Raw genomic sequence first — 15,015 nt, forward strand, 5'->3', positions numbered from 1 at the left:
GGACGACTCAGCGCAGCTGCCGGATCCTCAGCGCGACCGCCAGGCTCAACCGGTACCGAGGGTCCCGCAGGTCCACCGAGAGGATCTCCTCGATGCGGGCGATGCGGTGCTTCATGGTGTTGTAGTGGATGAAGAGCCCCCGGGCGGCCTCGGCGGCGTTGCCGGTCGCGAGGTACGCCTCGAGCGTCTCGCACAGTCGCGCGCCGCCCGCGCGGTCCGCCTCGACGAGCGGACCGAGCTCGGACACCACGAAGGAGTCCAGCCGGTCGCCCGGGGCAGCGAGAAGCAGTCGCTCGAGCCGGACCATGTGCTGCGTGACGACGGTCCTGCCGGTCGCGCGGGCGATGGACAAGGACTCCCGGGCGGCACCGTGGCTCGACGCGAGCTCGTGCGCGGAGCGTGCGACGGTGCCGCACGCCACGGCCGTCTCGGACTTCCAGGCGGCCGCGAGCGCGCTCTGCCAGCCCTCCGCCGTCGACTCCAGGTCGAGCCCGTCGGACCAGGCCACGAGCGCGACGAGCTCGCGACCCCGGCTCCAGACGATCGACCCGGCAGGCAGCGGCGGCGTCGAGCAGGTCGCGGCCAGGTCCCCCGACTCGCCGGGGTCCGTCCCGGCGTCGGCGATCGCGACGACGTACGACCGCGCGGCGTCCCACCCGAACAGGCGCCCCCGGTCGCGCAGCAGCGACTGGTTCGCGGCCGTGCCGGACACGAGCTCCTCGAGGAACAGGGCGCGCATGCGACGGTCGAGCTCGGCCGAGGCGACGGCCTGCGCCATGTGCATGCCCGCGGCGAAGCACGCCTGCCGGATGAGGCGGCGCTGCCCGAGCGTCGGCTCCTCCGCGCCGCCGACGAGCACCTGCCCACGGCGGCGGCCCGCGATGGTGACGGGGAAGCGCCACCAGGCGTCGGCCTCGGAGTCGTCGAGGGCGGGGTGCGTGCTCGCAGCGAGCCCGGACGCACCCAGGATCCGATGTTCCGTGTCGGAGACGGCCACGGGCCGGGCCAGGGCGCCCGCGAGCGTGCGAGCGATCTCGTCGAGGCCGCCGCCCGCGAGCGCGACGCCCGTCAGACGCTCCCGGATGGCCTCCGCGCGGGCCGGGTCGGCGCCGTACTCGGCGAGCACGACGGCCAGGACCGCACCGATGACCTCGTTGAACGCGGTCGACTCCGGCAGGACCAGGATCGGGAACCCGAGCTCGTCGGCTCGTGCGAGGACGCCCGGCGGGAGCTCCGCGAGGTATCGGCCCGTCTTGACGGCGAGCGCCGCCAGCCCCCTGCGGTGCAGCGCGGTGACGAGGTCGGGCAGGTCCTCGATCCGGTCGCGCAGCGGATAGGTCGTGGTCAGGAGCAGCTCGTCGGGGCGCACGAACTCCTCGATGTCCGGCACCTCCATGACGTTCACGGCGCGGATCGCGCGGTCGAGGCCGGCCTCGCCCGCGACCGTGCGCGCGGCGGCCAGGACCGGCAGGGTCCGGAGGTCTCGGACGGTCAGCATGGGGGCGACATCGCCTGGTTGTCCATAGTGGACACCATCCCACGAGAACGATGTCCTTTCCGCACGCTGCACCGTCGCCACCCGCGTACCTAAGGTCGGTGACATGTCCGATGATGTCGCGCTCCCAGCTCCCCTCGGGCTGCGACGCGACGCCACGTTGTCGCGCGCCGAGCACCTGTCCGCGTTGCAGGTCGTCCATGTCGGACACTCCGCGATCGTCCTGGGCGCACCGGGTCGGCTGGTACCCGTCACCGGTCCGGACCGGTGGCTCGTCCCCGGCGGGCTGCACGTCACCTCCGAGCGCGAGTGGGTCGGCCTGCTGGCCCTGGCCCGGCGCACCGGCGCGACCTGCTCGACCGTCTCGTGCGACACGTGGCTCGACGCCGCGACCCGCTGCGACCTGACGCTCCCCGCTCGCCCGTCCCTGCCGTCCCCCGCTGCCGCCGAGGCCGCCTCGGCGGGCGCGCGCGCGGACGCGCTCGCCGCCTGGTCCGCGTCGTCGCCCCCGCACGCCCCCGCGTCGCTCGACCGGGCCCGCCGTCCCGTGCTCGCGCTCGCCGCAGCAGCCGTCGCCGACCCGTACGAGCCCGACGCCGTCCGCCGGCTCGTCGGGGCGGGCCCCGGCACGACGCCGACGGGCGACGACCTCCTCGTGGGAATGCTCGCCGGCCTCCTCGCCGGCGCGGACCGGTCACGCGCGCACCGCCTCGGCGCGACTGTCCTGGGCCTCCTGCACCGCACCACGCGGGCCTCCCGGCACGAGCTCGCGGCAGCCGTCGACGGGCGGTTCGGCGAGGCGCTCCGCGACGTCGTGACCACCCTCACCGAGCCGGGCGCCACCCCCGACGCCGTGCTTCGCCCCGCCGCACGCCTCGCGACCTGGGGTGCCTCCTCGGGCCGGGACCAGGCGCACGGTGCGGCGCTCGCCGTGAGCGCGCTCCTCGCGACGAGCGGTCCCTCGAGGCTCGCCGACCACCCCCCGCAGACCACCACGTGAAGCACGAGGAACAGGAACCACAGATGACGCAGACAGCAACCCCCGCAGGCACGGAGGTGCTCGCCACGAGAGTCTTCCCGCGGTTCTACCGCGACTCGGTCGCGCTCATGGCGCTGGCCTCCGCGCTCGAGAAGCGCGAGGGCATCGTCCGGGTCGGCGCGGTCATGGCGACCCCGGCCAACCTCACGATCCTCGAGGCCTCGCAGATGCTCCCCGCCGACCTCACCGCAGCCGCCGACGACCTGGTCGTCGTCGCACGCGGGATCGACGAGCCGACCGCGCAGGCCGCGCTCGACGCCGCGGAGGAGGGCCTCGTCACCGTCGAGACCACGGGCGGTGCACGCGTCGAGCGAGCCCCGCAGACGATCGCGGAAGGGATCGCGGCCGCGACCGCGGCCGACCGCCCGGCCACCCTGGCGACGGTCTCGGTGCCCGGGACGTACGCCCCGATCGTCGTCGAGCAGGCGCTCGACGCGGGCCTGCACGTGTTCTGCTTCTCCGACAACGTCTCGGTCGCCGACGAGCGCCGCCTCAAGGAGAAGGCCGTGGCCGCCGGCCTGCTCCTCATGGGCCCCGACTGCGGGACGGCCGTCCTCGACGGGACGCCCCTCGGCTTCGCGAACGCGGTCCGCCCGGGCACGATCGGCATCGTCGCCGCGTCGGGCACGGGCGCGCAGGAGGTCTCGTGCCTCGTCGACCGGGCCGGGGCCGGGGTGTCCCAGCTCATCGGCGTGGGAGGTCGCGACCTGACCGAGGAGATCGGCGGGCTCATGACCCACCTCGCGCTCGACCGGCTCGAGGCCGACGAGGCGACGCGCGCCGTCGTCGTCGTGTCCAAGCCGCCGGCGCCCGCCGTCGCCGCCGCCCTGCTCGCGCGCCTCGAGCGCGTCGCCGCGGGCGGGACCCCCGTCGTCGCGTGCCTCCTGGGTCTCGACGACCGCGGCGAGCCGGGCTCCGACGCCCTCGTCGTGCGGGGCACGCTCGAAGGCGGCGCCCTCGCGGCCGCCGAGCTCGCCGGGCACCCGCTCGTGATCGACGACCCGCTCCTTCCGGCCCCCCGCGCCGGCGCGGGTCGTGTGCTCGGGCTCTACGCGGGCGGGACGCTCGCCTCCGAGGCCACGATCCTCCTCGGCCGGGCGGGGGTCGTCGCCGAGGTGCTCGACCTGGGCGACGACCAGTTCACCGCAGGTCGCCCGCACCCCATGATCGACCCCCAGGCCCGGGCCGAACGGATCGCCGCCGCAGGCTCCGACCCCACGGTCGCGATCGTGCTGTGCGACGTCGTCCTCGGCTTCGGGTCCGCCGCCGACCCCGCCACGCCCGTGGCCGAGGCCGTGCGCACGGCGCGCGAGGCCGCCCGGGCCGACGGGCGCGAGCTCGTCGTCATCGCGTCCGTGTGCGGCGTCGTCGGCGACCACCAAGGACTCGACGCCCAACGGAGCATCCTGCGCGCGGCGGGCATCGTCGTCGCTGACTCCAACGCGGCCGCGGCCCGGGCGGCCATCGCCCTCACGACCACCGACCCCTCGACCACGGAGGTGACCGCGTGACCCCCCACGCCCTCTCAGTACTCAACGTCGGCCTGCCCCTGATCACCGAGGGCGTCGCCCCGGACCGGGTCACCCAGCTCGACTGGCGTCCGCCCGCCTTCGGCGACGTCGAGGCCGGCCAGCTCATGGTTCTGCTGTCCGACGGCGCCACGCGCGAGGCCAACGAGCGCGCCATCGCGGCCGTGCACGCCGTGCGCCCCCAGCTCGTCGGCGTGCGCCCCGCACGCGAGGCGGTCCCGGCGCTCGCCGCGGGCCACCTCCTGCTGCACGCCGGCCCGCCCCTCGAGATGGCCCGCATGAGCGGACCCGTACGAGGCGCGCTCGTCGGCGCGACCCTGTTCGAAGGATGGGCGACCGACCCCGAGGAGGCGGCCCGCCTGCTCGACGACGGGACCGTCCGCGTCGAACCCTGCCACCACCACGGCGCGGTCGGTCCGATGGCAGGCGTGCTGTCCCCCTCGATGCCCGTCCTGGTCGTCACGGACTCGGCCACCGGCACCGACCCCGGAGCGGTGCCGCGAGCCGCCTTCGCGTCGCTCAACGAGGGGCTCGGCAAGGTCCTGCGGTTCGGCGCCTACGACGACGAGGTCCTGACCCGCCTCGCCTGGATGCGCGACGTCCTCGGCCCCGTGCTGGACCAGGCCGTGCGCCTCGCCGGCCCCGTCGACGTCACCGCACTCCTCGGACAAGCACTGTCGATGGGCGACGAGGGCCACAACCGCAACGTCGCCGCGACCAGTCTCCTGGCTCGGCGCTTCGCGCCGACCCTCGCGACCATCGACGGCGGAGTGGAGGTGCTCGCGTTCCTCGCGGGCAACGACCACTTCGCGCTCAACCTCTCGATGGCCGGGGCGAAGCTCTCGATGGACGCCGCGAGCGGCATCGAGAACTCGACCCTCGTGACCGCCATGGCCCGCAACGGCGTCGAGTTCGGGCTGCGCGTCGCGGGCACCGGTGATCGGTGGTTCACCACGCCCGTCGGCCCCGCGGACGGGCTCTTCTTCCCCGGCTACGGCCCCGAGGACGCCAACCCGGACCTGGGCGACTCCGCGATCACCGAGACCCTCGGCATCGGCGGCTTCGCGATGGCAGCCTCACCCGCCATCACCCGGTTCGTCGGCGGGACGCCCGAGGACGCGCTCGACGCGACCCGCTCGATGCGCCGCATCACCCTCGCACCGCATCCCGCCTTCCCGCTGCCACCGCTGAACTTCGCGGGCAGCCCGTCCGGCATCGACGTGCTCAAGGTGCTCGACACCGGCGAGCTCCCCCTCATCAACACCGGCATCGCGCACCGCGAGGCGGGAGTGGGCCAGATCGGTGCGGGCATCGTCACCGCGCCGCCCGGGGTGTTCCTCGCCGCCGTGCGGGGCCTCGCGCAGGCGCGCGGGCTCGCGCCGGTCGATGCCGTCGATGCCACGGTGCCCTCATGACCGCCACCCAGGAGCGGGCGCCCCGGCACCCGATCCCGCGCTCGGTCCTCGTGGCGATCGGCGGCAACGCGCTCGTGATCGACGGTGAAGCCGGCTCCGTGCCTCGCCAGCAGGAACGGGCGCGCGACCTCGCCGCGCTCGTCGCCGACCTCGCCCTGGACGGCTGGACCGTCGTCGTGACCCACGGCAACGGCCCGCAGGTCGGCTACATCGTGCGCCGCGGAGAGCTCGTCGCCCCCGACGCCGCGATCGAAGGTCTGCCCGAGCTGCCCCTGTGGCTCGCGGTCGCCGACTCCCAGGGCGGGATCGGGCACATGCTCACGCTCGCGATCGACTCCGCGCTCGCGGCGCGAGGCGCCACCACCCGGGCGGCGGCCGTCCTCACGCACGCCGTCGTCGAACGCGACGACCCGGCGTTCGCGCGCCCCACCAAGCCCATCGGCGGACAGCTCACGCCCGACGTGGCCAGGGTCCGCGCCGCACAGGAAGGGTGGACCGTCACGGAGATCAGCGCCGGCGTCTTCCGCCGTGTCGTCCCGAGCCCCGTCCCGCGAGAGATCCTCGAGGCCGACAGCCTGCGGACCCTGATCCACGACGGCGCGATCGTCGTCGCCGCCGGTGGCGGCGGTATCCCCGTGGTCCAGGCCGACGGTGGCTACGAAGCCGTCGACGCCGTCATCGACAAGGACCGTGCCTCGGCGCTTCTCGCCGAGCAGATCGGCATAGAGACCCTGGTCCTCGTCACCGGCGTGGACCAGGTCTACGTGGACTACGGGACTCCCGGCCAGCGCGCGCTCGGGACCGTCACGTCGCACGAGATGCGCGAGCACGCGGCCGCGGGGCAGTTCCCGGCGGGATCCATGGGCCCCAAGGTCGAGTCGTCGGTCGAGTTCGTCGATCGCACCGGCGGCCGAGCCGTCATCACGTCGCTGCCCGGAGTCCGGGAGGCGCTCACCGAGTTCTCGGGAACACACATCGTTCCCACATCATCGAAGGAGATCTGATGTTCACGATCGAGGCCGAGCCGTACCCGTTCGACCTGCCACCGACCCGGACGGCACTGCTGTGCATCGACTTCCAGCGCGACTTCGTCGAGGCCGGCGGATTCGGCGAGTCCCTGGGCAACGACGTCTCGACGCTGCGCGGCACGATCGCCCCCACGCGCACCGTCCTCGACGCCTTCCGCGCCAAGGGCTGGCCCGTCATCCACACCCGCGAGGGACACCGGGCCGACCTCACGGACCTCTTCGCCTCCAAGCGCGACCGCGGCAACCCGACGCTGCGCATCGGCGACGAGGGCCCCATGGGGCGCATCCTCACCCGCGGCTCCGCCGGGCACGACATCGTCCCCGAGCTCGCCCCGATCGACGGCGAGGTCGTCCTCGACAAGCCGGGCAAGGGAGCGTTCTACGGCACCGACCTCGAGGTCGTCCTGCGCGCCCAGGGCATCACCCACCTCGTGCTCACGGGCGTCACGACCGAGGTGTGCGTGCAGTCCACCGCACGGGAGGCCAACGACCGCGGCTTCGACTGCCTCGTCCTGTCGGACTGCACGGGCTCCTACTTCCCCGAGTTCCACGAGGTCTCGCTGAAGATGTTCTCGGCCCAGGGCGGCATCGTCGGCTGGGTCACGGCCTCGGCCGACCTGCTGGCCGGCGTGGCCGAACCCGTCCTCGCGGAGGTCTCCCGGTGAGCGTCCACCTCGCGCCGCGCACCGCGCCCGGTGCCGCCCCCGTCAAGGTCCGCTGGTGGGTGCCCGGGGACTGGAACGGCCTGTTCGGGCTCGGCACCAACGTCCTGCTGAACGTCATCGTCCTCACGGGGCTGTCCCTGACCGTCGTGCACATCCCCGAGGACATCGTGTTCGGGCGCCTGCTGCCCGCCCTCGGCATCGCCCTGCCGCTCGGCAACATCTGGTACGCGTTCCTGGCCCGCCAGCTCGCACGCCGTGAGAACCGCACCGACGTCACAGCGCTGCCCTACGGACCGTCCGTGCCGCACACGTTCATCGTGGTCCTCGTCGTCATGCTGCCCGTGTACCTGCAGTCGGGCGACCCCCTCAAGGCCTGGCGAGCCGGGCTCGCCTGGGCCCTGATCATCGGCCTCATCGTCTGCCTCGGTGCCCTCGTGGGGCCCTGGATCCGCAGGTGGACGCCGCGTGCGGCCCTCCTCGGCGCCCTCGCCGGCATCTCGATCACCTTCATCGCGATGCGTCCTGCCGCCCAGATGTGGCAGGCGCCGTGGATCGGGCTCTGCGCGTTCGCGTTCATCCTCGTCGGGTGGATGGCCAACCGGAAGATGCCGTTCAACGCACCGGTCGGCCTCGTCGCCGTCCTCGTCTCGACCGCGCTCGCCTGGTTCGCCGTCGCACTCGGATGGTCCGACATCCTGCAGCCCACCGCAGTCTCCGAGTCGCTGTCGAACCTCTCGCTCAGCCTCCCGATGCCCGGCGGCGAGGTCCTCGAAGGACTCACCGACATCGCCCCGCTGCTCGCGTCCGCGATCCCGCTCGGCATCTACAACTTCACCGAGGGCATGACGAACGTCGAGTCCGCCGCCGCCGCGGGTGACCGCTACTCGATGCGCCAGGTGCTCATGGCCGACGGTCTCGGCGCCGTCGTCGGCTCCTTCCTCGGCTCACCCTTCCCGCCGGCCGTGTACATCGGCCACCCGGGCTGGAAGAAGGTCGGAGGCCGCATCGGATACTCGCTCGTCACCGGCATCGTCGTCGCGATCGTGTGCTTCACCGGACTCGTCGGCACCTTCCTCGTGATCTTCCCCATGCAGGCCCTCGTCCCGGTCCTGCTGTTCATCGGGCTCGTCATGGGAGCGCAGGCCACGAGTGTCTCGGCCCTTCGCTACGCGCCCGCGATCGTCCTGGCGTTCCTGCCCAGCATCGCCGAGTGGGCCACCGGCCAGGTCGACTCCGCGCTCGGCGCGGCCGGGACCAGCGCGGGCGAGGTCGGGCTCGACGCGCTCGTGAGCAACGGCGTGATCTACGACGGCATGAAGCTGCTCGGCCAGGGCGCGGTGCTCGTCGGCGTGCTCCTCGGGGCCATCGCGTGCTTCGTCATCGACCGGCGCATGTACGCCGCCGCGACCACGGCGCTGATCGCCGCGGGCCTGTCGTTCGTGGGTCTCGTCAACGCCTACGAGATCGGGTGGAACGCCTCCCCCGGCGTCACGATCGGCTACGTGATCCTCGCGGCGATCCTCGCGGGCTTCGGCTGGCACGCCCGCGACGTGAAGGACGACGAGCTCGACGACGGCCTCCTGTTCGTCAACGGGACCCTCATGCGCGGACTCGAGCTGCACGGCAACCTGTCCGGTGCCGAGCTCCTCGAAGAGACCTCCACCGCCCCGATCTACCGCGTCCACACCATCGGGGACGTCCACCCCGGCATGTACCCCGTCGACGAGGAGACCGGCGAGAAGGGCGCCTCGATCTCCGGCGAGCTGTACGCCATCCCGCTCGACGTCCTGCTCAAGGTCATCGAAGGAGAGCCGGCGGGCCTGTTCCGCGGCCCGGTCCGGCTCGCCGACGGTCGCGTCGTGCCAGGCATCCGCTACGACCGCGAGATGGCCCAGGCGCACCCCGAGATCACCGATCACGGCGGTTGGCGCGAGTACGTCGCGGCCCGCGACGGGGCCGCCGCGAGCACCTGACCCCACCCGAGGAGCCCGGCCCCCCGTCGACCACCTCTCCACGGACGGCGGGGGGCCGGGCCACGCCCGCGCGCACCTACGGTGCGGGCGGCGCCCGCCGGTGCTCGACAGCCCACCACCCCACCACAGCGGTGAAGACCTACCGCGCGGGCGGCGCCTGCCGGTGCTCGACAGCCCACCACCCCACCACAGCGGTGGAGACCTACCGCGCGGGCGGCGCCTGCCGGTGCTTGTCGGTACCCCACCGCTGTGAGTCCGGCACCTCCAGCGCATCGCAGAGCGCGTGCCACACGTAGCGTGGCTCCACGCCGTCCTCGAGAGCCTGGACCGCGGTGCGGTCGCCGAGGGCGTTCAGCACCTGGTCCCGGGTCAGGGCGCGACCGTATGCCGATCCGAAGACCTCGTCCACCAGCTGCCAGAACTCTCGTAAGCGCACGGGGACAGCCTGCCACGTCGGAGCTCCTCACCTGGACGTGCGCGGGCTTCCCGTGCTCGACGCCTGGCTCACCAAGCTCGAGGACGGCGACCTCGTCGTGCACTACGCCCCGGACACGGAGGCAGGGTTCTTCTACGTCCCGCGCCGCGTGCCGGAGGACCGCGACCTGATCCGTGAACCGGTGCTCAAGACCACGCGGCAGCGGAGCGTCGACTGACGACCGCCCGGCCGAGCGTGCCGTCTGCGTGGCCGGTCGGGCGGCGTTCGTCGACCTGAGAGACCGGCCTCGACCTCGGATCCGTGCCCTGAGCGACCGGTGGAGCGCAGCTGTGGGTGGTAGAGACCACAATGGCGGGGTGACGTCCCCCGCTCCGCTCGCCGGTTTCAGCGCTCCGACCCGTGCCTGGTTCGAGGGCGCGTTCGAGCGCCCGACGGCCGCGCAGGCGGGTGCGTGGGAGGCGATCGGGAGCGGCCGGCACGCCCTGGTCGTCGCCCCGACGGGTTCGGGCAAGACCCTCGCCGCCTTCCTGTGGTCGCTCGACAGGTTGTTGAGCCCCGGGAGCGGCCCCGGGCAGACGGACTCGCCCGACGACCCCGCGCACCGCTGCAAGATCCTGTACGTGTCCCCGCTCAAGGCGCTGGCCGCCGACGTCGAGCGCAACCTGCGCTCCCCGCTCGCGGGCATCCGGCAGGCTGCGGTGCGGCTCGGCACCACGGTCCCGGACGTCGTGGTGGGCACGCGTACCGGTGACACGCCCGCGAGCGAGCGCCGCCGGTTCGGGATCGCTCCCCCGGACATCCTCATCACGACGCCCGAGTCGCTGTTCCTCGTCCTGACGTCCCAGGCGCGCGCGGGTCTGGCGGGGGTGCAGACCGTCATCATCGACGAGATCCACGCCGTGGCCGGGACCAAGCGCGGTGCGCACCTCGCGGTCTCGCTCGAACGCCTCGACGCGCTGCTCCCCGTGCCCGCGCAGCGCGTGGGCCTGTCCGCGACCGTCCGGCCGGTCGAGGCCGTCGCGACCTTCCTCGCGGGGCACCGCAGCCCGCAGGACCAGGGGCGGGAGGTCGTCGTCGTGCAACCGCCGTCCACGAAGAGGATCGAGGTCGACATCGTCGTCCCCGTCCCGGACCTCTCCGACCTGCGCGGCGCTGCGGGCCCGGGCGGGAGCCCGGGCCAGGACGGCCTGCCGCCCCTGCCCGACGGCGAGCCCGACCTCTCGGGACCGGCCACCGGTCGCCCGCAGCGTCCGTCGGTGTGGCCGCACGTCGACGAGCGGGTCGTGGACCTCGTGGCCGAGCACCGCTCGACGCTGGTCTTCACCAACTCCCGGCGCGGGGCCGAGCGCCTCACGGCCCGCATGAACGAGGTCTGGGCCGAGCGGCAGGGTGAGGACGTGCCCGACGTCGGGACCCTCCAGCCCGCGCAGGTGCTGGCCCAGTCGGGGGCGAGCGCGGGTACGGACCCCGTGATCGCGCGCGCGCACCACGGCTCGATGAGCCGGGCCGAGCGCACGCGCACCGAGACCGAGCTCAAGGACGGTCGCCTGCCCGCCGTGGTCGCGACGTCCTCGCTCGAGCTCGGCATCGACATGGGCGCCGTGGACCTCGTGGTCCAGGTCGGGGCGCCCCCCTCGGTCGCGAGCGGGCTCCAGCGCATCGGTCGCGCGGGGCACCAGGTGGGCGCGGTGTCCCACGGCGTGATCTTCCCGACCTTCCGCGGTGACCTGGTGCCCTCGGCCGTCATCGCGGACCGCATGCGGACCGGGCAGATCGAGCACCTGCACGTGCTGTCCAACCCGCTCGACGTCCTCGCGCAGCAGGTCGTGGCCATGGTCGCCCTCGACGACTGGACCGTCGCGGACCTCGCGGCGCTCGTGCGCCGCAGCGCGCCCTACGGCGCACTGGGTGACGCGACGCTGCACGCCGTCCTGGACATGCTCGCGGGCCGCTACCCGAGCGAGGACTTCGGCGAGCTGCGTGCCCGCATCGTGTGGGACCGGACGTCGGGGGTCCTCAGCGGACGTCCCGGCGCCTTGCGGCTGGCGGTCACGAGCGGCGGGACGATCCCGGACCGGGGCCTGTACGGGGTCTTCCTCGCGACGGACTCCTCCACGACCGCAGGCCCCGAGGACACGGCCGGCGTGGTCGGCGACGCCCCCGGGGGTGCCGCGACGGGCTCCCGGGCGCGGGGCGGGCGGCGCGTGGGCGAGCTCGACGAGGAGATGGTCTACGAGTCGCGCGTGGGCGACACGTTCACGCTCGGGTCGAGCACGTGGCGCATCGAGGACATCACCCCGGACCGGGTGCTCGTGACCCCCGCCCCCGGCGCGCCCGGGCGCCTGCCGTTCTGGAAGGGCGACTCGCCGGGCCGCCCCGCCGAGCTCGGGCGGGCGGTCGGCGCCTGGGTCCGCGAGCTCGAGACGCTGGCCGCGACCGACGGTCCGCTCACGGAACGGCTGCGGGGTGCGGGGCTCGACGCCTGGGCGACCGACAACCTCATGGCCTACCTCGCCGGCCAGCGCGAGGCCACGGGGCGCGTGCCCGACGACAGGACGGTCGTCGTCGAGCGCTTCCGCGACGAGCTGGGCGACTGGCGCGTCGTCATCCACTCGCCCTACGGGGCCAAGGTCCACGCGCCGTGGGCGCTGGTCCTGGGCGCGCGGCTGCGCGACCGCTACGGCCTGGACGCCGCGGCCATGCACTCGGACGACGGGATCGTGCTGCGCCTGCCGGACCTGGGCGACGGCGGCTGGGGCGACGAGCGCGGTGGCGCCGGCGGACCGGGTGCCGCTGGACCGGGCGCCACCGGGTCGCCCGTCGTGACGGCCGAGGACCTGCTGCTCGTCCCGGAGGAGGTCCTCGACGAGGTCCGCTCCGAGCTGGGCGGGTCGATCATGTTCGCGGCGCGCTTCCGCGAGGCCGCCGCCCGAGCCCTGCTGCTCCCGCGGCGGCGCCCCGACAAGCGTCAGCCCCTGTGGCAGCAGCGCCAGCGCTCGGCCCAGCTCCTGTCGGTCGCGAGCGAGTACCCCGAGTTCCCGATCGTGCTGGAGGCCGCGCGCGAGTGCCTCCAGGACGACTTCGACGTCGCGGCGCTGACCGAGCTCATGCGGGACCTGGCCGCGGGCCGGGTCCGGTTGGTCGACGTCACGACCCCGACCCCCTCCCCCTTCGCCCAGTCGCTCCTGTTCGGGTACACGGCCCAGTTCCTGTACGACGGCGACGCTCCCCTCGCCGAGCGCCGCGCGGCCGCCCTCTCGCTCGACCCGACGCTCCTGGCCGAGCTGCTCGGCACCGACGGTGGAGCCTCCCAGCTCGCCGACCTGCTGGACCCCGAGTCGGTCGAGCGCACCGAGGCCGAGCTCGGCGCCCTGGTCCCGAACCGCCAGGCCCGCCACGCCGAGGACGTCTGGGACCTGCTGCGCCGTCTGGGGCCGCTGCCCGTCGCGGAGGTGGCCCGGCGCACGCGCGAGGACGTGCGCGACGAGGCGCCCGCGTGGCTCGCCGCCCTGGAGGGGGCGCGCCGGGTCGTCCAGGTGCGTCTGGCCGGGGTGCCCGACGACGCCGCGCAGCAGTGGGCCGTGGTCGAGGACGCCGGGCGGCTCCGGGACGCGCTCGGCGTCGCCCTGCCCACGGGGATTCCCGAGGTGTTCACCGAGCCCGTCCCCGACCCGCTGGGCGACCTCGTGCGACGCCACGCCCGCACGCACGGGCCGTTCTCGGCGCACGAGGTCGCGGCCCGGTTCGGGATCGGGGTGGCCGTGGCCACCGGGGTGCTGCGCCGGCTCGAGGCCGCGCGCGTGCTCGTGTGCGGGCGCCTGCGCCCCGAGTCGCTCGGCGGGACGGGCGAGGAGTGGTGCGACGCCGAGGTCCTGCGGACCCTGCGGCGTCGGTCGCTCGCCGCGCTGCGGGCCGAGGTCGAGCCCGTCGCCCCCGAGGCCCTCGGGGTGTTCCTGCCGCGCTGGCACGGCATCGGCACGCTGCGGGGCACCGACGGGCTGCTGCGCGTCGTCGAGCAGCTCTCGGGTGCCGCGGTCCCCGCCTCGGCCCTCGAGACCCTCGTGCTTCCCTCGCGCGTGACCGACTACTCGCCCGCGCTGCTCGACGAGCTGACCACCACGGGCGAGGTCCTGTGGTGCGGGCACTCGTCGTTGCCCGGCGGCAAGGACGGGCTCGTGAGCCTGCACCTCGCCGACGCCGCTCCCCTCACGCTCCCCGACGCGAGCCCGCTCGAGGAGGACGGCCCGCTCGACAGCGACCTGCACCGGGCCGTCGTGGACCTGCTGACCGGCTCGGGCGGCTTCTTCCTGCCGCGTATCGCGGAGCTCGCGGGCGCGTCCCAGGCGGCGACGCTCGAGGCCCTGTGGGACCTGGTGTGGGCGGGGTGGGTCACGAACGACGGCCTGGGCGCCCTGCGCAGCAGGCTCGGACCGGGTGGTGGCGCCCACCGTGCTCCCCGCGCGCCCGTCCGTGCGCGCCCGCTCGCTCGGGGACGTTTCGCCTCGCTGGGCGCGGGGACGTCCGGCACGGCCCGTGGTGAGAGCGACCTGCGCGGGGGCTCCGGGCGCTGGTCCGCGCTGCCTGCCCGCGAGCTCGACCCGACGCGCCGCACGCACGCCCTGACGCGCGTGCTGCTGGACCGCCACGGCGTCCTGACCCGAGGCGCGGCCCCGTCGGAGGGCGTCACCAACTACTTCCGGGGGGTCTACCGCGTGCTGTCGGAGCTCGAGACCACGGGCACGGTCCGACGCGGGTACTTCGTCGAGCACCTCGGCGGTTCGCAGTTCGCGCTCCCGGGTGCGGTCGACCAGCTCCGCACGGACGCGCAGGACCGTGAGCACGCCGAGGAGTCGCCGGGGCGTCGCGAGCTCGCCGCGCTGCTGCTCGCGGCGACGGACCCGGCCAACCCCTACGGTGCCGCCCTGCCGTGGCCCGAGCCGCACGTGCCGCACGAGCCCGGTGGCGGGTCGCCCGCCGGGATCGTGACACCGGGCGCGGTGAGCGCCGCACGGAAGCCGTCCGCAGCGGTCGACCCCGCGCCGGGAAGTGCGGGTACGACGACGTCGACCGCCGTCCTGCCGTCCACAGGCGCCGCTCGCCCCGCGTCGCGGGCGACGCACCGCCCCGGACGCAAGGTGGGCTCCGTCGTCGTGCTCGTGGGCGGAGACCTGGTCCTGTACGTCGAACGCGGCGGTCGTTCGCTCCTCTCGTTCGGCGACGACTCCGAGTCCTCCGCCCGACGTCTCGCGCTCGCGTGCGCCGAGCTCGCACGCGCCTCCCGGGCCGGGCTGCTCGGCAAGATGGTGATCGGGCGGATCGACGGGATCGACGCCCTGGCGGGAGCGGGCAGCACCGCGTCGCGCGCGTTCGGGGTCACGGCCGCGCTCCTGGAGGCCGGCTTCCGGCCCACGCCGCGAGGGCTGCGCGCATGATGA

General features: G+C 74.5%; 10 protein-coding genes. 8 read left to right on the forward strand and 2 right to left on the reverse strand.

What is annotated here, in order from left to right:
- Window positions 1-7: 7 nt before the first annotated feature.
- Window positions 8-1,498 (reverse strand): PucR family transcriptional regulator, encoded by a 1,491-nt coding sequence (locus tag JOD49_RS03485; RefSeq protein ID WP_205305982.1) that lies wholly within the window; start codon window positions 1,496-1,498, stop codon window positions 8-10.
- 103 nt (window positions 1,499-1,601) lie between these two features.
- Between JOD49_RS03485 and JOD49_RS03490 the strand changes: the two genes are divergently transcribed.
- The 6 genes from JOD49_RS03490 to JOD49_RS03515 are packed head-to-tail and all read left to right on the forward strand — an operon-like array spanning window position 1,602 to window position 9,144.
- The gene (locus tag JOD49_RS03490) at window positions 1,602-2,495 is read left to right on the forward strand and encodes an oxamate carbamoyltransferase subunit AllH family protein (RefSeq protein ID WP_205305983.1); all 894 of its coding nucleotides are present in this window, start codon (window positions 1,602-1,604) and stop codon (window positions 2,493-2,495) included.
- Between the two features lie 23 nt (window positions 2,496-2,518).
- Complete coding sequence (locus JOD49_RS03495) at window positions 2,519-4,045, forward strand: AllF/FdrA family protein (RefSeq protein ID WP_205305984.1); 1,527 nt, start codon at window positions 2,519-2,521, stop codon at window positions 4,043-4,045.
- Window positions 4,042-5,478, forward strand: a complete 1,437-nt coding sequence (locus JOD49_RS03500; RefSeq protein WP_205305985.1) for a YlbE family protein — start codon at window positions 4,042-4,044, stop codon at window positions 5,476-5,478. The genes JOD49_RS03495 and JOD49_RS03500 overlap by 4 nt, the downstream gene beginning before the upstream one ends.
- On the forward strand, window positions 5,475-6,482 hold the full coding sequence (locus tag JOD49_RS03505; protein ID WP_205305986.1) for a carbamate kinase: 1,008 nt from the start codon (window positions 5,475-5,477) through the stop codon (window positions 6,480-6,482). The genes JOD49_RS03500 and JOD49_RS03505 overlap by 4 nt, the downstream gene beginning before the upstream one ends.
- Complete coding sequence (locus JOD49_RS03510; RefSeq protein WP_205305987.1) at window positions 6,482-7,171, forward strand: cysteine hydrolase family protein; 690 nt, start codon at window positions 6,482-6,484, stop codon at window positions 7,169-7,171. Before JOD49_RS03505 ends, JOD49_RS03510 begins: the two co-directional genes overlap by 1 nt.
- Complete coding sequence (locus JOD49_RS03515; RefSeq protein WP_205305988.1) at window positions 7,168-9,144, forward strand: allophanate hydrolase-related protein; 1,977 nt, start codon at window positions 7,168-7,170, stop codon at window positions 9,142-9,144. Before JOD49_RS03510 ends, JOD49_RS03515 begins: the two co-directional genes overlap by 4 nt.
- Before the next feature lie 202 nt (window positions 9,145-9,346).
- Here JOD49_RS03515 and JOD49_RS03520 read toward each other — a convergent pair whose 3' ends face one another.
- Entirely contained in the window at window positions 9,347-9,580 is a 234-nt protein-coding gene (locus JOD49_RS03520; RefSeq protein WP_205305989.1) for a DUF3046 domain-containing protein, read from the reverse strand.
- Between the two features lie 37 nt (window positions 9,581-9,617).
- Here JOD49_RS03520 and JOD49_RS03525 point away from each other — a divergent pair, with 37 nt between their 5' ends.
- Window positions 9,618-9,797, forward strand: a complete 180-nt coding sequence (locus tag JOD49_RS03525; protein WP_205305990.1) for a hypothetical protein — start codon at window positions 9,618-9,620, stop codon at window positions 9,795-9,797.
- A gap of 139 nt (window positions 9,798-9,936) precedes the next feature.
- Window positions 9,937-15,012, forward strand: a complete 5,076-nt coding sequence (locus tag JOD49_RS03530; protein ID WP_205305991.1) for an Lhr family helicase — start codon at window positions 9,937-9,939, stop codon at window positions 15,010-15,012.
- Window positions 15,013-15,015 lie beyond the last annotated feature (3 nt).

Origin of the sequence: Oerskovia jenensis, from assembly GCF_016907235.1 — a bacterium.
GTDB classification, from domain to species: Bacteria; Actinomycetota; Actinomycetes; order Actinomycetales; family Cellulomonadaceae; genus Oerskovia; species Oerskovia jenensis.